Annotated in this window: 17 protein-coding genes; 8 read left to right on the top strand and 9 right to left on the bottom strand. The window is 68.6% G+C overall.

The genetic code is table 11. The features are described from left to right. Window positions 1–111 precede the first annotated feature (111 nt). From AWC14_RS19860 to AWC14_RS19870, 3 genes are all read right to left on the bottom strand, one after another. The gene (locus tag AWC14_RS19860; RefSeq protein WP_045382958.1) at window positions 112–1,932 is read right to left on the bottom strand and encodes a phosphoenolpyruvate carboxykinase (GTP); all 1,821 of its coding nucleotides are present in this window, start codon (window positions 1,930–1,932) and stop codon (window positions 112–114) included. A 139-nt stretch (window positions 1,933–2,071) separates the two neighbouring features. Beyond that, a complete protein-coding gene (locus AWC14_RS19865) occupies window positions 2,072–3,550 on the bottom strand; it encodes a hypothetical protein (RefSeq protein ID WP_052425665.1) in 1,479 nt (492 codons plus the stop codon). After that, a complete protein-coding gene (locus tag AWC14_RS19870; RefSeq protein WP_045382962.1) occupies window positions 3,547–4,500 on the bottom strand; it encodes a hypothetical protein in 954 nt (317 codons plus the stop codon). Before AWC14_RS19870 ends, AWC14_RS19865 begins: the two co-directional genes overlap by 4 nt. 144 nt (window positions 4,501–4,644) lie before the next feature. Here AWC14_RS19870 and trmB point away from each other — a divergent pair, with 144 nt between their 5' ends. The 3 genes from trmB (at window position 4,645) to mmpL3 (ending at window position 9,075) form a co-directional block, all read left to right on the top strand. After that, window positions 4,645–5,442 carry a tRNA (guanosine(46)-N7)-methyltransferase TrmB gene (trmB, locus tag AWC14_RS19875; protein WP_428838990.1) on the top strand — a complete coding sequence of 266 codons (798 nt, stop codon included), beginning with the start codon at window positions 4,645–4,647 and terminating at the stop codon, window positions 5,440–5,442. Further along, the gene (locus AWC14_RS19880) at window positions 5,439–6,137 is read left to right on the top strand and encodes an NYN domain-containing protein (RefSeq protein WP_045382966.1); all 699 of its coding nucleotides are present in this window, start codon (window positions 5,439–5,441) and stop codon (window positions 6,135–6,137) included. Before trmB ends, AWC14_RS19880 begins: the two co-directional genes overlap by 4 nt. A gap of 61 nt (window positions 6,138–6,198) precedes the next feature. After that, complete coding sequence (gene mmpL3 / locus AWC14_RS19885) at window positions 6,199–9,075, top strand: trehalose monomycolate exporter MmpL3 (protein WP_045382968.1); 2,877 nt, start codon at window positions 6,199–6,201, stop codon at window positions 9,073–9,075. Here mmpL3 and AWC14_RS19890 read toward each other — a convergent pair. After that, window positions 9,072–10,220 carry an AI-2E family transporter gene (locus AWC14_RS19890; protein ID WP_045383000.1) on the bottom strand — a complete coding sequence of 383 codons (1,149 nt, stop codon included), beginning with the start codon at window positions 10,218–10,220 and terminating at the stop codon, window positions 9,072–9,074. The two genes, mmpL3 and AWC14_RS19890, sit on opposite strands and share 4 nt — an antisense overlap. 87 nt (window positions 10,221–10,307) lie before the next feature. Here AWC14_RS19890 and AWC14_RS19895 point away from each other — a divergent pair, with 87 nt between their 5' ends. Next, window positions 10,308–11,465, top strand: coding sequence for a lysylphosphatidylglycerol synthase transmembrane domain-containing protein (locus AWC14_RS19895; protein ID WP_045382970.1), 1,158 nt, complete (start codon window positions 10,308–10,310; stop codon window positions 11,463–11,465). Here the strand turns inward: AWC14_RS19895 and AWC14_RS19900 are convergent. Next, on the bottom strand, window positions 11,458–11,973 hold the full coding sequence (locus AWC14_RS19900; protein WP_045383002.1) for a hemophore: 516 nt from the start codon (window positions 11,971–11,973) through the stop codon (window positions 11,458–11,460). The two genes, AWC14_RS19895 and AWC14_RS19900, sit on opposite strands and share 8 nt — an antisense overlap. A 277-nt stretch (window positions 11,974–12,250) precedes the next feature. Between AWC14_RS19900 and AWC14_RS19905 the strand changes: the two genes are divergently transcribed. Genes AWC14_RS19905 through AWC14_RS19915 form a run of 3 tightly spaced genes read left to right on the top strand, consistent with a single transcriptional unit; the run spans window position 12,251 to window position 16,160 of the window. Continuing rightward, window positions 12,251–15,208, top strand: a complete 2,958-nt coding sequence (locus AWC14_RS19905) for an MMPL family transporter (protein ID WP_057003092.1) — start codon at window positions 12,251–12,253, stop codon at window positions 15,206–15,208. Beyond that, entirely contained in the window at window positions 15,205–15,744 is a 540-nt protein-coding gene (locus tag AWC14_RS19910; protein WP_045382972.1) for a hypothetical protein, read from the top strand. Before AWC14_RS19905 ends, AWC14_RS19910 begins: the two co-directional genes overlap by 4 nt. Continuing rightward, a complete protein-coding gene (locus tag AWC14_RS19915; protein WP_045382974.1) occupies window positions 15,741–16,160 on the top strand; it encodes a CoA-binding protein in 420 nt (139 codons plus the stop codon). The genes AWC14_RS19910 and AWC14_RS19915 overlap by 4 nt, the downstream gene beginning before the upstream one ends. Before the next feature lie 46 nt (window positions 16,161–16,206). Here AWC14_RS19915 and AWC14_RS19920 read toward each other — a convergent pair whose 3' ends face one another. After that, complete coding sequence (locus AWC14_RS19920; RefSeq protein ID WP_045382976.1) at window positions 16,207–16,896, bottom strand: hypothetical protein; 690 nt, start codon at window positions 16,894–16,896, stop codon at window positions 16,207–16,209. Further along, window positions 16,893–17,492 carry a hypothetical protein gene (locus AWC14_RS19925; protein WP_045382978.1) on the bottom strand — a complete coding sequence of 200 codons (600 nt, stop codon included), beginning with the start codon at window positions 17,490–17,492 and terminating at the stop codon, window positions 16,893–16,895. Before AWC14_RS19925 ends, AWC14_RS19920 begins: the two co-directional genes overlap by 4 nt. A gap of 56 nt (window positions 17,493–17,548) precedes the next feature. Here AWC14_RS19925 and AWC14_RS19930 point away from each other — a divergent pair, with 56 nt between their 5' ends. Further along, the gene (locus tag AWC14_RS19930) at window positions 17,549–19,519 is read left to right on the top strand and encodes a M13 family metallopeptidase (RefSeq protein ID WP_142281777.1); all 1,971 of its coding nucleotides are present in this window, start codon (window positions 17,549–17,551) and stop codon (window positions 19,517–19,519) included. A 14-nt stretch (window positions 19,520–19,533) separates the two neighbouring features. Here AWC14_RS19930 and AWC14_RS19935 read toward each other — a convergent pair whose 3' ends face one another. Continuing rightward, window positions 19,534–20,568 carry a L,D-transpeptidase gene (locus AWC14_RS19935; RefSeq protein ID WP_045383004.1) on the bottom strand — a complete coding sequence of 345 codons (1,035 nt, stop codon included), beginning with the start codon at window positions 20,566–20,568 and terminating at the stop codon, window positions 19,534–19,536. A 134-nt stretch (window positions 20,569–20,702) separates the two neighbouring features. After that, entirely contained in the window at window positions 20,703–21,929 is a 1,227-nt protein-coding gene (locus AWC14_RS19940; RefSeq protein ID WP_045382980.1) for an MFS transporter, read from the bottom strand. Between the last annotated feature and the right edge of the window lie 51 nt (window positions 21,930–21,980).

Genomic DNA, 21,980 nt, shown 5'->3' on the forward strand with positions numbered 1-21,980 from the left:
GGGTTCCAAAGTCCCATAGAGTGACCGGCGTGGCGGGCGACCCGACCCCATTTTCACGCCTGCGAGGCGGCCCCCGGAAGGGTCAGAGGGCTCGCGGCAAGAGGAAGGTGACTAGCTCAGGCGCTGTTTGAGGGCTTCGAATTCGTCCTTGACGCCGGTGGGCAGCTTCTCGCCGACGAACTCGAACCACTCCTCGATCATCGGCAGCTCCTGCCGCCATTCGTCGGCCTTGACCTCCAGCGCGCGCTCCACGTCGGCGCGCTCGACATCCAGCCCGTCGAGCTCGAGGTCGTCGGCGGTGGGCACGATGCCGATCGGGGTGTCTTTTCCGCCGGCCTTGTGTTCGATGCGGTCGACGATCCACTTCAGCACCCGGCTGTTCTCGCCGAAGCCCGGCCACAGGAACTTGCCGTCGTCGCCGCGGCGGAACCAGTTGACGAAGAACACCTTCGGCAGCTTGGACTCGTCGGAGTTCTTGCCGAGGTCGAGCCAGTGCTGGAAGTAGTCGCCCACGTGGTAGCCCAGGAACGGCAGCATAGCCATCGGGTCACGCCGCACGGTGCCGACCTTGCCTTCGGCGGCGGCGGTCTGCTCGCTGCCCATCGTGGCGCCCATGAACACACCGTGCTGCCAGTCGCGGGCCTCGGTCACCAGCGGCACCGTGGTCTTGCGGCGGGCGCCGAACAGGATGCCCGAAATCGGCACACCCTGCGGGTCGTCCCACTCCGGCGCCAGGATCGGGCACTGCGACATCGGCGTGCAGTACCGCGAGTTCGGGTGCGCCGCTTTGGTTTCCGTCTCGCGGATGACCCAGTCGTTGCCCTTCCAGTCGATCAGGTGATCCGGCTCGCCCTCCAGGCCCTCCCACCACACGTCACCGTCGTCGGTGAGCGCGACGTTGGTGAAGACGGTGTTGCCGGCGGCGATGGTGCGCATCGCGTTCGGGTTGGACTTCCAGTTGGTGCCCGGCGCAACACCGAAGAAGCCGAACTCCGGGTTGACCGCATACAGCCGGCCGTCCTTGCCGAACCGCATCCAGGCGATGTCGTCGCCGAGAGTCTCGGCGCGCCAGCCCGGGATGGTCGGCTGGATCATCGCCAGGTTGGTCTTGCCGCAGGCCGACGGGAACGCCGCAGCGAAGTAGTAGGCCTTATTTTCCGGTGAGATCAGCTTGAGGATCAGCATGTGCTCGGCCAGCCAGCCCTCGTCGCGGGCCATCGCCGAGGCGATCCGCAATGAGTAGCACTTCTTGCCCAGCAGCGCGTTGCCGCCGTAACCCGAGCCGTAGCTCCAGATTTCGCGGGTCTCCGGGAAGTGGGTGATGTACTTGGTGTCGTTGCACGGCCACGGCACGTCCTTTTGGCCGGGCTCCAGCGGCGCCCCGACCGAGTGCAGGCACTTGACGAAGAAGCCGTCGTCGCCCATCTTCTCCAGGGCGGCCTTGCCCATCCGGGTCATCACCTTCATCGAGACGACGACGTACTCGGAGTCGGTGATCTCCACGCCCAGCTTGGGGTCGTCGGCGCCCAGCGGACCCATGCAGAACGGCACCACCCACATGGTGCGGCCGCGCATGCAGCCGCGGTAGAGCTCGGTCATGGTCTCCCGCATCTCCGCGGGGTCCATCCAGTTGTTGGTCGGACCGGCGTCTTCCTTGCGCTCCGAGCAGATGAACGTCCGGGACTCCACCCGCGCCACGTCGGACGGGTCGGACAGCGCCAGGTACGAGTTGGGGTGCTTTTTCTCGTTCAGCTTCTTGAAGGTGCCCGCCTCGACCAGCTGCTGGGCCAGGCGCTGCCACTCCTCGTCGGAGCCGTCGGCGAAGACCACCCGGTCCGGCTGGGTGAGCTCGGCGACCTCCGCCACCCAGGACAGCAAGCCCTGGTGGTTAGTCGGCGCGGTATCCAGACCTGGGATGGTCGCTGAGGTCATCGAAATCTCCTGAACTCTCACTCGTGCGTGTCACGGCTGCGAAGGTTTGCAAAACGGCTTTGCGATCCTTAACACAGGTTATCGCGGGCCGTATACCCAAAATGGCTCGGGCGTGTATCAGCTCACTCACAAGAACGATTCAGATTGCCTCATCTGCCTCAGTCGTCGACACCGCGGCCGGGGTTTCGCCCGAAGCGCCGTCTCCGAGCTGTGCGCGGACGGTGTCGAGTGCGGCCCGCAGCGTCGGCATCTCCCGGTCACGCAACGCCGCCGCCCGAGCCGCCGCGACGGCATGTTCACGCAGTTCGGTGTCGATGACGCTCACCTGGTCGGCCACTCGTGCGCCCTCGGCTTCGTCCTGGTCGCCCAGCGCGGCGCTCAGCGCCGATTCGGCGGACAGCACCCGGGTCGCCACCAGCTGCTCGACGGCCGCGCGCAACGATCCGGTCGCCTCGCCGACCCAGCGGTCGAGCACCGCGCGATCGGCCAGCAGGCCGCGGGTGCCGACCACCCAGACGGTGACCGCCAGCCCGATCGCCACACAGGCGACGATCCCGGCAGCGGTCAGGCCAGGCGCCAGGTCGAGCAGCAGCCGGCTCAGCGTCAACGCCACGCCCAGCCCGAAGCCGGCGCCCAGCAGCATCATCAGCCTGGTTTCCAGCCGCCTCGACTTCAGCGGCGGCGCACCGATCTCCACCTGCGGCAGCTCGCCGGCGGGCGGCTCCACCGCCAGGCCCAGCGCCTTCGCGACGTCGGTCAGGTGCGCGGTGGTGCCTTCGTCCACCTCGGTCACCACCTGCCCGACGCGACCGCGGGCGTAGGCCTCAAACTCTCGCAGTTTGCGCCGACTCAGGCCGGCGGCATCCTCCTGCAACTCCGAACGCACTGAGGCGCAGCGGTTCCGGGCGAAGTAGGACAGCTGCACCCGCGCCTGCTGGACCTGGCTGCGCAGCGCGATCGTACGCTCGGATTTGGACAGCCGCCGCTGGCGCAGCACGGCGTTGCGTTGCTCGCGCAGCGCGTCGACCCGCGCCCGGCGGCCGGCGCCCTCGGCGTCACGGTCATGCCGGCACGCGATGGTCTGCAGCCGGGACTCCCAGGCCCGCAACCGGTTTCGCCGCGCAAGGTCGGGGTCGGCGAGTTGCTCTTCGACCGCGGCAATCAGGTCGTCGACGCGCGGTTCACCCCGTTCGGGCGCCGCGGCGGCTCCCACCCAGCGCACGGGGGCGTAGCGGGGCGCGTGCTCGGCCAGCGTGTCGCGGTCGGCGGCCAGCACGTCGCGCCAGTTGCGGTGTACGTCGATCTTGGACACCACGCCGATCACCGCGTCGGTGTCGGTGACCGCTGCGTCGAGCAGCGCCGCGTCGGATTCGGTCAGCACCGCGGCCGCGGAAACCACGAACACCACGACGCTCGGCGCCTCCCCTGGCGCCAGGTCCGCGGCTTCGACGAAGGTGTGCTGGGGCAGCCGTTGGCGCAGCACGCTGACGACGCCGCTGACTCCGGCGAGCCACGGACCGGTCACCAGCACCGCGTCGCGGCGCTGAATGACGGGCGCACTGAGCCGCGGACCGATTGCGCCGACCATTGCGTCGACGTCGGCGACCGGATCGGTCATGGCGATCCCCCGGCGTGCGACCAGAGCCGCAGCGATCCCCTGGCGATGTCGGCGCCGCAGGCGTTATGGATGCCGCTCACCGGTCCGCGGCCGTAGTGCCGCCAGCGCAGGGCGCGCCGCAGGTGAGCCGCGGGGCTGTCGCAGCGGTCGACGTCCAGCCCGGCTGCCTCGACGACGTCGACGGCGGCGGCCATCCGGGCGATTACTGTGGCGTCGCGGGACAGGAACTCGGCGGCCCGGGAATCGGTGACGGCCAGGGCCTCCAGCTCGGCGACGGCGTCGAGCATCCGGCGATAGTGCACCTCGGCGCCGACGGCCGCCAGCCGAGCCAGCACGGCGTCGATGCGGCTCAGCCGGCGCAACCGGGCGCGCACCTGGGCCTTCGACGCGCCCCGGCGAATGGCGGCGAGCGACGCAGTGATGCCGAACAGGTCGAGGGTGTCGACCAGCCGCCGGCGGACCTCGACCGGCACCGGGTGCAACCCGGCCGCGAAGCTGTCCGGTGAGCTCAGGTCGGCGGGCCGGGTCGCAAGCACCCGCAACGCGTCCCACAGCGCGTCGTCCAGCAGGTCGTCGAGTACGGCCACAGCCAGCAATCCCACCATCGGCGCGATCGGCACGCCCAGCCCGGCCACCGGTACGCGGGCCACGTCGGCCTTGTTCAGCACCGCCAGGACCGGCCGTCGGGCTGTCGCGATCGCGGCCCGGTCCTCGGGTTTGACCACCTCGGCGATCACCTGGAGATGCAGATCGGCGTCGGGCGTCACCGGCACCCCCGCCTGGGCAAGAGCGTGCGCGACGGTGCGGCAGCCCACTCCGCGACGCCCGGACACGGCGACCCGCAAGGGCGCCGCGAGCCGCTCGGCAATCACGGCCCAGCGGACGTCGTCGCTGTCGGCGGCATATCGCGCCAGCTCGTCGAGGAAATCCCGGTGCCGCTGTCCGCTCATGTCCTGCCCATTGTCGCTGAACTGGCCTGCTGAACCGGCGAGCGCCGCTCCCCATCGCATCGTGACATCTGCCCCGCCGGGGCGCGAGCCAGCCATCACCAGATACCAGTCGAAGGCAACTGTTGGGTATCAATCTGTACCGCGATGCGGCTACACCATGGGTATATGGGTAACGATGGACGGATGCACGCACAGTCCGGGGTCCAGGCGCGCCCGGATACCGGCGTGGCGGAGCCCCGCCCCACCGGCGGCTATCCCCGGACGACCAGCTTCCGGACACGGCGTTCGGCCCTCTCGGCCGCCCAGCAGCGGACCTGGGACCGGTTGTGGCCGCAACTGGGCACCGTGGCCCGCAGCGCCGACGGGCCGGCCGATCCGCTGGACATCGGTGCCTGGTTTGGCCGGGAGGCGCCGGTGGTTCTCGAGATCGGTTGCGGCACAGGCACTTCCACCCTCGTAATGGCACAGTCCGAACCGGACGTCGATGTGATCGCCGTCGAGGTCTATCGGCGCGGGCTGGCGCAGCTGCTGAGTGGCATCGACCGGGAGAACGTCGGCAACATCCGCCTGGTCCGCGGGGATGCGCTCGACGTCCTCGAGCACCTCATCCCGTCGGGCACCCTGACCGGGGTGCGGGTGTTCTTCCCCGACCCCTGGCCCAAAGCCCGCCACCACAAGCGGCGGCTGCTGCAGCCGCCCACCGTGGCCCTGATCGCCGACCGGTTACGCCCAGGCGGGGTGCTGCACACCGCCACCGACCACGCCGACTACGCCGCGCAGATCGCCGAGGTCGGCGACGCCGAGCCACGGTTGCGCCGAGTCGATCCGGACGACCCGACACTGCCGATCTCGGTCGTCCGCCCGACCACCAAATACGAGTCCAAGGCACAACACGCCGGCAGCGCCGTCACCGAATTGCTCTGGGAAAGAACCAGTCCATGAGCCTGACCGAAGAAACGGGCGCGCTGATGCCCGCGCTGGCGGAGCCGTCCGGCGACGACCCCGCCGGCCCCGGTGGCCGACGGGTGCTGCTGGTCTGGGATGCGCCGAACCTGGACATGGGCCTCGGCTCCATCCTGGGCCGCCGGCCCACGGCGCTGGAACGGCCGCGGTTCGACGCGCTGGGCCGCTGGCTTTTGACCCGCACCGCCGAGGTGGCCGCCGATCGCCACGACGTGTCGAGCGAACCCGAGGCCACCGTGTTCACCAACATCGCACCCGGCAGCGCCGAAGTAGTTCGACCATGGGTGGATGCGTTGCGTAACGTGGGATTTGCCGTCTTCGCCAAGCCGAAAATCGACGAGGACAGCGACGTCGACACCGACATGCTGCAGCACATCGCGTTGCGCTGCCAGGAGGGGCTGGCGGCGCTGGTGGTGGCCTCCGCCGACGGCCAAGCCTTCCGTGAACCGCTGGAAGACATCTCGCGCGGCGGGGTCCCGGTCCAGGTGCTCGGATTTCGCGAACATGCGAGTTGGGCGTTAGCGTCGGATACCTTGGAGTTCGTCGACCTGGAGGACATCGACGGTGTGTTCCGGGAACCGCTGCCGCGAATCGGACTGGATTCGCTGCCTGAGCAGGGGGCGTGGCTGCAGCCGTTCCGGCCGCTGTCGTCGCTACTGACCTCGCGTGTGTGACAACTGGAGAAGAATGCCGCGGGTCACTGAGATTTTTCAGCAGATCCAGTAAGGAGCTTACGTGTTCGCCTGGTGGGGCCGAACTGTATACCGCTACCGGTACGTCGTAATCGGCGTCATGGTGGCGCTGTGCCTTGGCAGCGGCATCTTCGGGATGAGCCTCGGCAAACACGTCACGCAAAGCGGGTTCTACGACGACGGCAGCCAGTCGGTGAAGGCGTCGATCCTGGGCGACCAGGTCTACGGCCGCGACCGAACCAGCCACATCGTCGCCGTCTTCACTGCGCCCAAAGGCAAGACGGTTGACGACAAGCAGTGGTTCGACAGCACCAAGGACGGGCTCAACAAGGTCAAAAGCGACCACCCTGACCAGGTGCTCAGCTGGGTGGGGTACTTCACCAACCCCGAGGCGCTGCGCACCATGGCCGACGCCGACAAACAGCACGCCTTCGCGTCCATTCAGCTCAAGGGCGACGACGACGACACCATCCTGAAGAACTACCAGGCCGTCCAGCCGAGCCTGCAAAAGCTCGACGGCGGCACGGTCAAACTGGCCGGTTTGCAGCCGATCGCCGACGCATTGACCGGCACCATCGCCACCGACCAGAGGCGAATGGAGGTTCTGGCACTGCCGCTGGTGGCGGTGGTGCTGTTCTTCGTGTTCGGCGGGGTCATCGCCGCCGGGCTGCCCGTCATGGTCGGCGGCTTGAGCATCGCCGGAGCGACGGGCATCCTGCGGTTTGCCACCCTCTTCGGGCCGGTGAACTTCTTCGCCCAGCCGGTGATCTCGCTGATCGGTTTGGGTCTGGCCATCGACTACGGGCTGTTCGTGGTGAGCCGCTTCCGTGAGGAGATCGCCGAAGGCTACGACACCGAGGCCGCGGTGCGCCGCAGTGTGATGACGGCCGGTCGTACCGTGGTGTTCTCCGCCGTGCTGATCATCGTCTCGGCCTCCGCCCTGCTGGTGATGCCGCAAGGCTTCGTCAAGGGGCTGACCTACGCCATCTTCGCGGCGGTGGGGCTGGCGGCATTGCTGTCGATCACGCTGCTGCCGGCCTGCCTGGGTGTGCTGGGCCACCACGTCGACGCGCTCGGGGTGCGAACCCTGCTGCGGGTGCCGTTCTTCCGTAGCTGGAAGCCGATGAACTGGTGGTTGAACTTCCTGGCCGAGAAGACCCAGAAGACCAAGACACGCGAGGAAGTCGAGGGCGAATTCTGGGGCAAGCTGGTCAACGTCGTGATGAAGCGGCCGCTGGCGTTCGCCGTCCCGATCGTGATCGCGATGATCCTGCTGATCATCCCGCTGGGGAAATTGTCGTTCGGCGGGATGAGCGAGAAATATCTGCCGCCGGACAATCCCAGCCGTCAGGCACAGGAGCAATTCGACAAGATCTTCCCCGGGTTCCGCACCGAGAAGCTGACCCTGGTCATCGAATCCGACAACCACAAGCCCGTCACCGATCAGCAGGTCGCCGACATTCGCAACAGGGCGATGTCCATCAGCGGGTTCGTCGAGCCCGACAACAACCCGGCCGACATGTGGAAGGAACGCCCCGTGCTGCCGGGTGCGTCGAAGGACAAGTCGGTGCGGGTGATCGAGAACGGTCTGATCAACCGCAACGACGCCGCGCAGAAGATCAAAGAGCTGCGGGCGATCCCCCCGCCCAAGGGGCTGGAGCTGATGGTCGGCGGAACCCCGGCCCTCGAGCAGGACAGCATCCACGCTTTGTCCGCTCAGGGGCCGCTGATGCTGGTGATCCTGCTGACCACCACCACACTGCTGATGTTCCTGGCGTTCGGCTCGGTGGTCCTGCCGATCAAGGCCGCGGTGATGAGCGCGTTGACGCTCGGTTCGACGATGGGAATCCTGACCTGGATCTTTGTCGACGGACACGGTGCAGGGTTGCTGAACTTCACCCCGACGCCCCTGATGGTGGTGGTCATCGCGCTGGTGGTCGCGGTGGGCTGGGGCCTGGCCACCGACTACGAAGTGTTCCTGGTCTCGCGGATGGTGGAGGCGCGCGAATCAGGGATGTCCACGTCGGAGGCCATCCGGATCGGGACCGCGACCACCGGTCGCCTGATCACCGCCGCGGCGCTGATCTTGGCCGTGGTCGCCGGCTCGTTCGTGTTCTCCGACCTGGTGATGATGAAGTACCTGGCGTTCGGCTTGATGGCGGCGCTGCTGCTGGACGCCACCGTGGTGCGGATGTTCCTGGTGCCGTCGGTGATGAAGCTGCTCGGCGACGACTGCTGGTGGGCGCCGCGCTGGATGAAGCGGCTGCAGACCCGGCTCGGTCTTGGCGAGATCCACCTGCCCCCCGAACGCAAGCGGCCTGCGCAGCGTCGGCCCGAGCACGTTGCCGTCGCGCCGCGTGGTCCGGTTGCCACCAAACCGCGACCGCCGCACGATCCCACCCACCCGTCCGCGGAAGGCGCCGCCCGTCCGCGCCCCCGGCCGGAGTACCGGCCACCGCGTTCCGACACGCCGTCGGCGGCGGGCACCACCCGGATGCGGACCCCGACGCCGCCGGAGCCCGAGGAAGAGCCGGCGACGACGCGCTTCGCTGCCCCGAGGAACGCCGCGCCGGAGCCCTCCGGTGGCGAGCGCCGGCCCAAGCCGTCGGGCACGCCGGCGCAGGACCGCGAAATCGAGTCCTGGCTCAGCGAGCTGCGTGGGCCCAAACCCGCTGAGCGGCAGGCTGATTCACGTGGTGCGGGTAACGCCGAGCCTCCTGCGCCGCCGCAGCCGTACGACGACGAGGAAGAAGCCACCACGGCCATCCCCACGGCGCCGTCGGACGACGACGACTCCGACATGGCCACGGAGAAACTGAACACCCGGGCCCGCGACGCCGCCGACCCCGAGCGGACGCGGCAGCGTCGCGGCGGGGGTCTGAGTGCGCAGGACCTGCTGCGCCGCGAAGGCCGGTTTTAGCTACTGGGTTCTGCGGCCGCTTCGGCCTCGATATCGTCCGGCTCTGCCTCCATGACGGACTCGCCTTCCTCGGTCAGCGCTTCGGCCTCCGCGGACGGTTCGGCCGCCAACAGCACTTTGAACGCGTTGTTGAGGAAAGCCACCGTCGGGACGGCCAGCAGCGCGCCGACGATACCGGCGAGCACTCCGCCGGTCGAGATCGCCAGCACGACCGCCAGCGGGTGGATCGACACCGCCCGGCCCATCACCAGCGGCTGCAGAATGTGCGCCTCTAGCTGGTTGACCCCGATCAGCACCCCGAGCGTGATCAGCGCGTAGACGAATCCCTTTGCGAGCAGGGCCACCACGATCGCCAAAATGCCGCTGATCACGGCACCGACCAGCGGGATGAACGCGCCGAGGAACACCAGCGAGGCCAGCGGCAGCGCCAACGGAACGGCCATGATCGCCAGGCCCGTGCCGACTCCGGCCGCATCGACCAGCGCCACCAGGAAGGTGGCCCGGATGTAGCCGATCAGCGAGCCGTATCCGGCCCGGCCGGCGGCGCGGACCCGCTCTCGCGCCGCGACCGGGAAGATCTTGGTGACGTACTGCCAGATGTTGCGCCCGCCGTAGAGGAAGAAGATCAGCGTGAACAGCATCATCAGCGCGGCCGTGAGGATCTCGGTGATGGTTGCCGCGGTCGACAGCGCGCCGCTGGTCAACTTCGCCTGATTGTTGCGCAGCGCTTCGATCGCGGCGTTGCCGGCGTTGTCGATCTGCTGGCGGCTCAGATGCAGCGGACCTTCGATCAGCCACTTGCGGGTGGAGTCGATGCTGTGCGTCACCTGGTCGACCAAATCCGGTAGCCCGATCACGAACTCGCTGATGACGAACGACAGGATGCCGCCGAGAATCGCGAAGCCGGCCAGCAGCACCAGGGTCACCGCGGCGCCGCGGGGCACGCCGCGGCGGTCCAGCCAGTCCACCAGGGGCACCAGCAACGCGCTGAGCATCAACGCCACCAGCACCGGGACGACGATGATTTCGAGCTTCTTGACCACCCAGAGGAATGCGACAACGGCGGCCAGGATGACCAGCAACCGCCACGCCCAGGCGGCGGTCTTGCGGACGAGGGGTTCGACCGAGTCGTCGATCGACGGCATGCGGTCAAGCGTAATCGGCGCGGACACCGACACGGCGCGACGCGAAGCAACGATCCTGGCGCGACCTGCGCGGCTACCCTAAACCACGTGTCGCACGACGCGTTGCCACACAACGTCGACGGTCAGCAGGAAGCGCCCGTCCACGGCAAATACTGGTGGCTTCGGTGGGTGATCCTGGGCATCGTCGCCGTCGTGCTCGCGGTCGAGGTGGCGTTGGTGCGGGACCAGCTGGCCAAGGCGGCCAACAGCCTGTACTCGGCCAAGTGGTACTGGCTGCTGGCAGCAGCGCTGGCGGCCGGCGCGTCGATGCACAGTTTCGCCCAGATCCAGCGGACCCTGCTGAGGTCCGCGGGCGTCGACGTCAAGCAGTGGCGCTCGGAGGCCGCCTTCTACGCCGCCAACTCGTTGAGTACCACGCTGCCCGGCGGCCCTGTGCTATCGGCGACGTTTCTGCTTCGGCAGCAACGGATTTGGGGCGCGTCGACGGTGGTGGCGTCCTGGCAGCTGGTGATGTCGGGTGTGCTGCAGGCGGTGGGCCTGGCGCTGCTCGGTCTGGGCGGCGCGTTCTTTCTGGGCGCGAAGAACAACCCGTTCTCGTTGCTGTTCACGCTGGGCGGCTTTGTCGCGCTGTTGTTGCTGGCCCAAGCGGTGGCGTCACGACCGGAGCTGATCGACGGCATCGGTCTGCGGGTGCTGTCCTGGGTCAACTCGGTGCGCGGCAAGCCGGCCACCACGGGCATCGACAGGTGGCGCCAAACCCTCGACCAGCTGGAGTCGGTCAGCCTGGGCCGCCGCGACCTGTCGGTGGCGTTCGGCTGGTCGCTGTTCAACTGGATCGCCGACGTGGCTTGCCTCGGCTTCGCCGCGTACGCCGCCGGCGGAAATGCGTCGGTGGCCGGGCTGACCGTTGCCTACGCGGCGGCGCGCGCGGTCGGCACGATCCCGCTGATGCCGGGCGGGCTGCTGGTCGTGGAGGCGGTGCTGGTGCCCGGTCTGGTCTCCAGCGGCATGTCGCTGCCCGATGCCATCTCGGCGATGCTGATCTACCGGGTGATCAGCTGGTTGTTGATCGCCGCGGTCGGCTGGGTGGTGTTCTTCTTCATGTTCCGCACCGAAAACGAGATCGACCCGGACACCGAGCAGGATTCGGCGGACCAGATCCCGCCGGCCGATCCGGGCGACGGCGCGCTACAAGGCCCAGTGCCGCCACCGGACCCCGAACCCGGGGGCCGGGCCGCTACCTGACGACGACGGGTGCAGCCGGGCCGGCCGGTGCCGCGGGGGCGCCGCCGCTCGGAGGAGTGCCGACGGGACCCGCCACCGGCAACGCCGGAGCCGCACCACCACCGGGCAGCCCGTTCTGCGCTCCCTGCATCAGTCCCAGCATCTGCGGAAGGCTGATCGGCAACTTGCACTTGGTCGACAGCGCGGTCAGTGGCTGCGAAATGGTCTGCAGGTCGCTGGCGGCCTTGGGATTGGCGTCGAAGTACGACTTCAGCGAGTTGACCGACTGCGGTCCGGCAGGCTGCTGCATGACGTTGGTCATCGCCTGGTTGGTCTCCGGGTGCGAGTCCAGGTAGTCACCTGCAGACTTCGCCACCGAGCCGACCGTGCGCGCCATCTCGCTCGCCGCGCAGGGATCGGACGCACCGACCGCCGACGGCACAGCCGACGCGACAATGGCAGCGCCGCCCAGCGCGGTGGCGGTCAGTACGCCAAAGAGCCTGTGGCGCAACGTCGCAGTCGTCGTCATGAACACTCCTTAAGGGCTTGCGGACGCCTGGTCTTGCCACATGACAGTGGGAGGTGATCCCCGACCCGGAAACGCCCACCGGACATCCTGCCATCGGCTGCGGCGCCTCCGCCAATCCTGGCGAGCGCAAACTGCGCAGGCGCAGTGCCCGGGTAACGGTCGCCGATGCCGAGTCGTTGCAGCTCAGCGACCCGAAGCCGAGATACTTTACAGCACGCTGCGGTAGGCTCGCCTGCACGAAACGCGGAAAGCGGGGAGGGCGGCCATCCAGCAGTTCATGATGCGCCTCAGCAGCAACCTGCGTCGCTTCCGCTGGCTGGTCTTCACGGGTTGGTTGCTCGCGCTGATACCTGCGATCTATCTGACGGTGACCCAGTCGGGGCATCTGACCGGCGGCGGCTTCGAGGTGGCCGGGTCGCAGTCGCTGCGCGTGCACGACGAGCTCGAGGCCCATTACCCCGACCAGGGCGCTTCGCCGCTGGCGCTGGTGGCAGCACCGCGGGCGGACGCCAGCTTCGAGGACATGAACGACGCCGCGGCGATGCTCAAGCGGGTCGCCGGCGAGGTTCCCGACGTGGTGATGGTGCCCAACCCGACCCAGCGGGCGCCGCAGCCCGACCGGCCCTACGTGGTGACGCTGCGGCTGGACTCCAACAACAACAGCGCCAGCGATGCCGCCAAGAAGCTGCGCACCAAGGTGGGCGTACACGGCGATAAACCCGGGCAGATCGCAAACGGCCGGGTGCGGCTGTACGTGATCGGCCAGGGCGCGCTGAGCACGGCCGCGGCCGCCAACACCAAGCACGACATCGCCGCGGCGGAAAAATGGAATCTGCCGATCATCCTGATCGTGTTGCTGGCGGTGTTCGGATCGCTGGCCGCCGCGGCGATCCCGCTGGCGCTGGGCGTCTGCACCGTCGCGATCACGATGGGTCTGGTCTATCTGCTGTCGACCTACACCACGATGTCGGTGTTCGTCACCTCGACGGTGTCGATGTTCGGTATCGCGCTGGCCGTCGACTATTCGCTGTTCATCCTGATGCGCTTCCGCGAGGAACTGCGAGCCGGACGTCAGCCCGCCGAGGCCGTCGACGCCGCGATGGCCACCTCCGGGCTGGCGGTGGCGTTGTCCGGCATGACCGTCGTCGCGTCGCTGACGGGGATCTACCTGATCGACACCCCGGCGCTGGCGTCCATGGCCACCGGCGCGATCTTGGCGGTGGCGGTGGCGATGCTGACCTCCACCACGATGACGCCGGCGGTGCTGGCGACGTTCGGCCGGGCGGCGGCCAAGAGATCCGCGGTGCTGCACTGGTCGCGGCGGCCCGAGACCACCCAGTCGCGGTTCTGGACGCACTGGATCAGCTGGGTGATGCACCGGCCGTGGGCATGGGCGCTGGCCGCCTCGGCGGTCCTGCTGGCGATGGCGGCGCCGGCACTGTCGATGGTGCTGGGCAATAGCCTGCTGCGCCAATTCGATTCGTCACACGAGATCCGCGCCGGGGTGGCCGGCGCGGCCGAGGCGCTCGGGCCCGGCGCGCTGGGCCCGGTGCAGGTGCTGATCACGTTCCCCAACGGCGACGCGTCCTCCCCCGGGCACAGCCAGGCGCTGGAGGCGTTGCAACACGAGATCGCGCAGGCACCCGACATCGTCACGGTGGCACCGCCGGTGTTCGCCGACGACAACAGCAGCGCCATGCTGTCCGCGGTGCTTGCGGTGGATCCCGAGGACCTGGGCGCCCGGCACACCGTGGACTGGCTGCGGGCCCACCTGCCCGGCCTGCCGCAGGTGGGTTCGGCCCAGGTGGCGATCGGCGGCCCCACCGCGCTGATCAAAGACTTCGACGACCAGGTGTCGGCGACCGAGCCGCTGGTGTTGGTGTTCGTCGCGCTGATCGCGTTCGTCATGCTGCTGGTTTCGATCCAGTCGGTGTTCTTGGCGTTCAAGGGCGTGCTGATGACCGTGCTGTCGGTGGCGGCCGCCTACGGCAGCTTGGTGATGGTCTTCCAATGGGGCTGGCTGCAGAAGCTGGGCTTCGAACCGATCACCTCGATCGATTCCACGGTTCCGCCGCTGGTCTTGGCGATGACGTTCGGCCTGTCGATGGACTACGAGATCTTCTTGCTCACCCGGATCCGGGAACGGTTCCTGCAGACCGGCCACACCCGAGACGCCGTCGCCTACGGGGTCAGCACCAGTGCCCGCACCATCACCAGCGCGGCGCTGATCATGATCGCGGTGTTCATCGGATTCGCGTTCGCCGGCATGCCGCTGGTCGCCGAAATCGGTGTGGCCTGCGCGGTGGCGATCGCGGTGGACGCCACCGTGGTCCGGCTGGTGATGGTGCCGGCGCTGATGGCGATGTTCGACCAGTGGAACTGGTGGCTGCCGGCCTGGCTGCACCGCATCCTGCCGTCGGTGGACTTCGAAAAACCGCTGCCTATGGCCGATCTCGGCGACGTCGTGATGATCCCCGACGACATCTCCGCCCCCGTCGTGCCGGGCGCCGACCTGCGGATGGTGCTCAAGTCGGCGGCCAAGCTCAAACACCTTGTCCCGGACGCGATTTGCGTGGCCGACCCGCTGGCCTTCACCGGATGCGGGCGCAACGGCGATCTGCGCGGACGGGTCAAGGGCAGCGACGACGCCGCCACCCACCGCGTCGCCATGGCCGCTGCGGGCAACGGCACCAACGGCGGGTCCGTGGCCCGCAAACTCGTCGGCGGCCTGCCGTACCGCAACGGCACCGGGCGGCCGGTGCACCCTGTCACGCTGTGGCGTGGTCGGCTCTCCGTCGCGCTCGATGCCTTGGAAAGCGCACGCCGGGCCGACCAGCCGCGGTTCGAGCGCCGCAGCCCGGTGGAGACCACCCACGTGCAGTTGCCCACCGGTGACCGCCTGCAAATCCCCACTGGCGCCGAAACGCTACGTCTCAAGGGGTACCTGATCATGTCGCGCAACAGCAGCCGCGACTACGCGGAATTTGCTGAACTGGTCGACGCGATGGAGCCCGAGACCGCCGCGGTCGTGCTGGCGGGGATGGATAAGTACTACTGTTGTCAATCATCTAAGCGACAATGGATCGCTACCCAGTTGGTTCGTCGGCTCGCGGATCCACACCCGTCCGATGTCGAGGACGATCAGTGGCCCGAGCCGGAAGGGAAGGCAGACTGGGAGGAGGTCAGGCAGCGCTGCCTGTCGGTGGCGGTGGCGATGCTGGAGGAGGCGAGGTGACGTTGGCATCGGACCGACGCCCCGGACCGGCGCCGCATCGGTCCCCCACCGCCCCGCGCCCACGCCCGGCGCCGCAGCGGCCGCCCCGCCCTGCCTACGCCGACCAGCCCGTCGAGTTCTGGCCTACCTCGGCGATCCGTGCGGCGCTGGACAGCGGGGACATCGCCACCTGGAAGCAGATCGCGGTCGCGATCAAGCGAGACCCGTACGGCCGCACCGCACGTCAGGTCGAAGAGGTGCTCGAGCGGGCCCGCCCCTACGGCATCTCCAAAGCGCTCGCCGAGGTGCTCGACCGCGCCCGCGCCCACCTGGAAGCCAACGAGCGCGAAGAAGTGGCCCGCCACGTGCGCCTGCTGATGGACCGATCCGGGCTGGGCCCACGGGAATTCGCATCACGCATCGGTGTCCCCGCCGAGGAACTGGCCAGCTACCTTGACGCCAGGGTCAGCCCGTCGGCCTCGCTGATGATCCGGATGCGACGGCTGTCCGACCGATTCGCCAAGTCGCGGTCACGGCGCCCACCGGACAACGGATGACGGCTTCGCCCGACGACGCGGCGCTGCGGCGCATCCTGGCCGAGACCCGCACCATCGCGGTGGTCGGCGCATCGGCCAAACGCACCCGGCCGAGCTACGAGATCTACTCGTATCTGGTGTCGACCGGCCAGTACCAGGTGTTCCCGGTCAACCCGACGATCACGGAAATCGACGGCGCCCCAGTGTATCCGCGGCTGGCGGACGTGCCGGTGATTCCCGACATGGTCGACGTCTTCCGCCGGTTCGACGAACTGCCGGCCGTGCTGGCCGACACTCTGGCGCTGCAGCCGCATCCGAAAACCCTTTGGCTGCAGCAAGGTCTGTGGCATGAGCAGGTGGGACGCGACGCCGCGGCCGCCGGGCTGCACGTGGTGATGGACCGGTGCCTGATGGTCGAGCACGCGCGGCTGCCTTGATTGCGGCGACCCGCCGCGCCCGGCTGCGCCGCGCTTGCGATCGCCGCTAGCGCGAATTGATCGGTGACCAGTCGAGCACCACCCAGCTGCCGCTGTCCTTGCTCAGCACCACCCGCACCGCGGGGCTGGCGTGCTCGGGCGGCTGACCCGGCACATCCTGGGTGACCCGCAGGATCACCGCCACCACCGCCGCCGACGGGCCGATCGCTTCGACCCCGGCCGCCAGCGTCTCGGCCTGGGCGCTGACGTGGCGACGGGCCAGGTCGGCGCTGGACTTGGCGTACTGCTCCTTTAGCGCCCCGGCTTTGTCGGGTGCCATCATCGCGGCAGCCCGGTCGATCGACGCGGTCGGGGCGCCCGGGGAGAACGACGCCGCCGCCTCCGCCATCCCGGTCGCGATCCGTACCACTTCGGCCGAGTCGCGTTTGAGGTCGCGGTCGGGCGTCGTCCAGCGGTAATAGCCGGTCAGCACCGCGGCCACCAGCGCGGCCGCGCACAGCGCCGCGACAATCAGCCGCAGCAGAGGCGCGTCGTCGTCGGTGCCCACGGTGACCGAATCCCGTCGCAGCAGCCAGAAATTGACCAGCACGCCCTCGACGATCAGCAGGATCAGCGCCGAGCAGGTCGCCACCCACCACAGCGGCCAGCTCAGCACCACGCCGATCGCCAGCAACGCCGCGAGCGCTGCCAGCGGCGCCGCCACGTCGAAGGCCGCCACGCGCCACGCGTTTCTCATCGGATCGACCCCAGCTGCGAGATCAGCAGCCTGCCGTCCACGTCGGACACCGCCAGCCGCAGGTTCCAATGCACGATCTGCGGCTTGCCGCCGACGTTCTCGCTGACCGACGTGGCGACCACCATGACCGTGTCGGTACGCCGGGCGATTCCCGCCGGCAGCGGTTCGGACGGCCGGCGGCCCGGCTGGGCGTCCGGCTCGTGGTGCACCGCTTCGATCGCGACGGCCTCGATGCGGCCGGTGCTGCGGGCCTGCAGCCGCTGCACCACCTGCCGGTAGGGCTGCATCGCGGAATCGAAGTCGGCGTTGAGTTCTCCCACGGTGCCGTCGTGCAGCCGCTGCAGGTTGGCGTCGACGTTATCGGTGTTCATGTTGATCAACACACCGGTCCAGTCGGCCGCGGTCTGCATGACCCGGCTCTGGTAGTGCCGCTCGTCGACGTCGCCGCGATGCGTCGTCCAGATGAGTGCGCCCAGCGCGATCGCCGCGACCGACAGCACGCCCAGCACGGCCGAGGCGATGCCGTAGGCGGAGAAGATCGGGCCGCCGGGCGCTTCTTCGGCGGCCGGCTCGGTCTGGTCCCCCTCGTCGGGCATGGCCGTGAGGCTACCTGCCGATCGATGGTAAGGATGACAAGGTGACGGTTGAAGCAATGCGCTCGGGGATCGACCTGAGCAATGTCGACGCTGGTGTCCGCCCGCAAGACGACCTCTTCGGTCACGTCAACGGCCGCTGGCTGACCGAGTATCAGATCCCGCCCGACCGGGCGACCGACGGCGCCTTCCGCTCGCTGTTCGACCGTGCCGAAGAGCAGGTCCGCGACCTGATCACCGAGCTCAGCGAACGCTCCGCGGCGGCCGACGCCGACGAACAACGCATCGGCGACCTGTACGCCAGCTTCCTCGACGAGGACGCCGTCGAGCAACGCGGCCTGCAGCCCCTGTTCGACGAGCTGGCACTGATCGACGCCGCTGCCGAAGCCGACGAGCTGGCCGCGGTGGTGGGGGCGCTGCAGCGCACCGGCGTCCGCGGCGGGGTCGGCGTGTATGTCGACACCGACGAGAAAAACTCCGCCCGTTATCTGGTGCACGTCAACCAGTCGGGCCTGGGGCTGCCCGACGAGTCCTACTACCGCGACGAGCAGCACGCGAAGCTGCTGGCCGCCTATCCCGGCCACATCGCGCGGATGTTCGCACTGGTCTACGGCGGCGACGCGGCGGACCATGCCCAAACAGCCGACCGCATCGTGGCGTTGGAATCCAAACTGGCTGCCGCACACTGGGATGTGGTCAAGCGCCGCGACGCCGACCTCACGTACAACCTGCGCACGTTCGCCGAGATGCAGGAGCAGGCGCCCGGCTTCCATTGGCCGGGCTGGGTGAGCGCACTGGGTAGCACACCGGAGGCAGTTGCGGAACTTGTTGTGCGTCAACCGGATTACCTCACCGAGTTTGCGGCGCTGTGGCGCGCCGAGGAGCTCGACGACTGGAAGCGTTGGGCCCGCTGGCGATTGATCCATGCCCGCGCCGGGCTATTGACCGACGAGCTGGTTCGCGAGGACTTCGCGTTCTACGGGCGAGCGCTGACCGGGGCGGAAGAGATCCGCGAGCGCTGGAAGCGCGGTGTGTCGATGGTGGAGGGCCTGCTGGGCGACGCCGTCGGAAAGCTATACGTGCAAAGGCATTTCCCGCCGGATGCCAAGGCCCGGATGGACGCGCTGGTAGACAACTTGCGCGAGGCGTACCGGATCAGCATCTCCAACCTGGATTGGATGACGCCGCAGACCCGGGAACGTGCGCTGGCCAAGCTGGACAAGTTCACCGCGAAGATCGGCTATCCGGCCAAGTGGCGTGACTATTCGGCGCTGGTGATCGACCGCGACGATCTCTACGGCAACTACCGTCGCGGCTACGCGGTCAACCACGACCGCGAGCTCGCCAAGCTGGGCGGTCCCGTCGACCGCGACGAGTGGTTCATGACCCCGCAAACCGTCAACGCCTACTACAACCCCGGGATGAACGAAATCGTCTTCCCCGCTGGCATTTTGCAGCCGCCGTTCTTCGATCCCCACGCTGACGACGCCGCCAACTACGGCGGAATCGGCGCGGTGATCGGCCACGAGATCGGGCACGGGTTCGACGACCAGGGCGCCAAATACGACGGCGACGGCAACCTGGTCGACTGGTGGACCGACGACGACCGCGCCGAGTTCGGCGCCCGCACAAAGGCGCTGATCGAGCAATACGACGGCTTTATCCCGCGAGCACTCGGCAACGGCCACCACGTCAACGGCGCATTCACCGTCGGCGAGAACATCGGCGATCTGGGCGGGCTCTCAATAGCTCTGCTCGCATATCAGCTTTCCCTCGACGGCCGCCCCGCCCCGGTGATCGACGGGCTGACCGGGATCCAGCGGGTGTTCTTCGGCTGGGCGCAGGTGTGGCGGACCAAATCCCGTGAGGCCGAGTCGATTCGGCGTCTGGCGGTCGACCCGCATTCGCCGCCGGAGTTCCGCTGCAACGGCGTCATCCGCAACATCGACGCGTTCTACGATGCGTTCGACGTCGCCGAGAACGACGCGCTCTACCTGGAACCGCAGCGGCGGGTCCGCATCTGGAACTAGCGCGAGCAGATGGGCTAAATCTGCCAGTCGTTGGAGCCGTCGTTCTTGCTGTAGGTGCCGACGGAGTTCTTCACCACGATGGGATCGCCGGTGCCGAAGTTGTCGAAAAACCACTTGGCGTTGGCCGGGCTGATGTTGATGCAGCCGTGGCTGACGTTCCGCTTGCCCTGGTCGGCCACCGACCACGGCGCGCTGTGCACAAAATCGCCGCTGTTGTCGAACATCACGGCGTTTTCGACATTCACCTTGTAGCCGTAGGTCGAGTCGACCGGCACGCCGTAGGTGGTGGAATCCATCACCACCTTGGCCTTCTTGTCGAGCACGTAGTAGGTGCCGTTGGCGGTCTGATGTCCGCCCGCCGCCATCCCCATCGACATCGGGATGGTCTTCTCCACGGTCCCGTTGCGGGTGACGGTCATCGTGTGCGTGGCGTCGTCGGCCGTCGCCACCAGCGCGTCGCCAGTGTGGAAGTCCGACGTGGTGCCCGCGGCGTCGATGTGCACGCTGGTATGGGCCGGCCAGAAGTTGATGGGGCGCCACCGCACCTGAGTGGGGGTCATCCAGTAAAACTTGCCCGGCACCGGCGGGGTCGACGAGACGTGGATCGCCTGCTCGGCCATCGGCTTGTCGGCGATCGGCCGCTGGAAGTTGATGATGATCGGCTGGGCGACGCCGACCATCGAGCCACTGACCGGAGTGAAGGTCGGCGGCAGGAACGGCGGCTGGCCCGTGAAAGGCTCCGGGTTCTGCCCGGCCACGGGGCCCGAGGCGGTCGCAGGCTGAGCGGCGGGTGCCGCGGGTGCAGCGGGTGCCGCGGGTGCAGCGGGGGGCGGCCCGGCCAGCGGGTCGGCCGGCGGGGGTGCGATCGGCTCGGGAGCGGGCGGCGGCGCCGGCGGGTCAGCGGGCGCGGCGTCGGCCACGCCCGGGTCGCCGGGGGGCGGTGGCTGGTCGGGATCGGCCAATGCCGAACCGGTGCCCAGCGTCAGCACAGCGGTCAATCCGGCTGTGCTGAGCGCGGCGACGAGAGTTCCCGTCGTCCATCGCGACATATGCATACCTCCAGTCACAGTCCCAACCAGTGTGGCATAGCGGCGAGAGCGGCTCGCGATCCAGCGGCCGCTGGGCATCCCCCTTCACCGCGCTGAACTGCGCTAATGCGTCATCGGCCGCGGGGCCGGAAACGTTACTCGTGGCCGACGGGGACGTCGAAGATGTGCCGGCTCGCGGTCATCCCGGCCAGCGCGGCGCCCATCAGAACCGCCGACGCGGCCAGCATCATCGGCACGCCGTGCTCGTAGAGCAGCCCGCCGGCCAGCGAACCGGCCATGATGCCGACCTGAAACGCCGTGACGTACAGCGACGACGCCCCGTCGGGGTCACCCGCGGCGTTGCGCATCGCCGTCGACTGCAGCATCGGCGACACTGCGGTCGCCATCGCCCCCCACAGCACGATCGCACCCGTCCCCACCAGCGCCGTCGCCGCGGTGGCCCGGCCACCGAACGCGAGCGCCGTCAACAGGACGAACGCGGCCGCCAGCCCGGCCATGCACACGATCACCGCGCGCTTGGGCCAGCGGTCCAGCGGGCGGGCCACCACCGGCACGGCCACCAGCCCGGCGATTCCGTAAACGGCCAACACCCAGGCCAGATTGGGTCCTCGCACCCCCACCACGTCGCGGATGACCACCACGATGAAGGTGTAGGACACGAAGTGTCCGGTGACGGCCACCATCGTGAGCAAGCTCACCGCCCACAGCCGGCGATTGCGATGGTGGCGGGCCCGCGGCCCGACCCGCTCGAGCTGCTCCGCCGAGAGGACCATCTCCGGCAGCGCCAGCCACGCGGCCAGCGTGACGATCCCCGCGGCGACGGTCACGCACACCACGGCCCAGCGCCAGCCCCACATCAGGCTCATCGCCGCGGTCAGCGGGCTACCGACCACCAGAGCCAGGCTGGTGCCCACGTAGATCGCCGTCGTCGCACGTCCGGCGTGGCTGGGCGGCACCAACCGCGTCGCGATCGGCGCGATGACCGACCACATCAGGCCGTGCGTGACCGCGCACAGCACTCGTCCGCCGGCCAAGACCGCGAAATTCGGAGCCAGCGCCGACACCAGCTGCGACATGGTCAGGCAAACCAGGGTCAGCAGCAGCGTCCGTCGCCGCGGCCAGTGCGCGGTCCAGCGCACCAGCGGAATCGTCGTCAGCGCCGCCACCAGGGCGTACCAGGACAACAAGGTGCCGACCAGAGCCAGGCTGACATGCAGATCGCGCGCAATGGCCGGTAGCGCACCCACCGGCACAATCTCGGCCGTGACGTAGATGAACGCCGCAGCGGCCAGCACCGACAACTGCACCGCGATCCGCGGCGTCCACGGTCCGCTGCGAAGGGTTTCGGTTTCGGCGGTCATCAGGGCTGCACTTACCGTACGCACATCGCCCACGACCAGCACTCAATCATG

The organism is Mycobacterium kyorinense, assembly GCF_002101735.1.
Taxonomy (GTDB): Bacteria; Actinomycetota; Actinomycetes; order Mycobacteriales; family Mycobacteriaceae; genus Mycobacterium; species Mycobacterium kyorinense.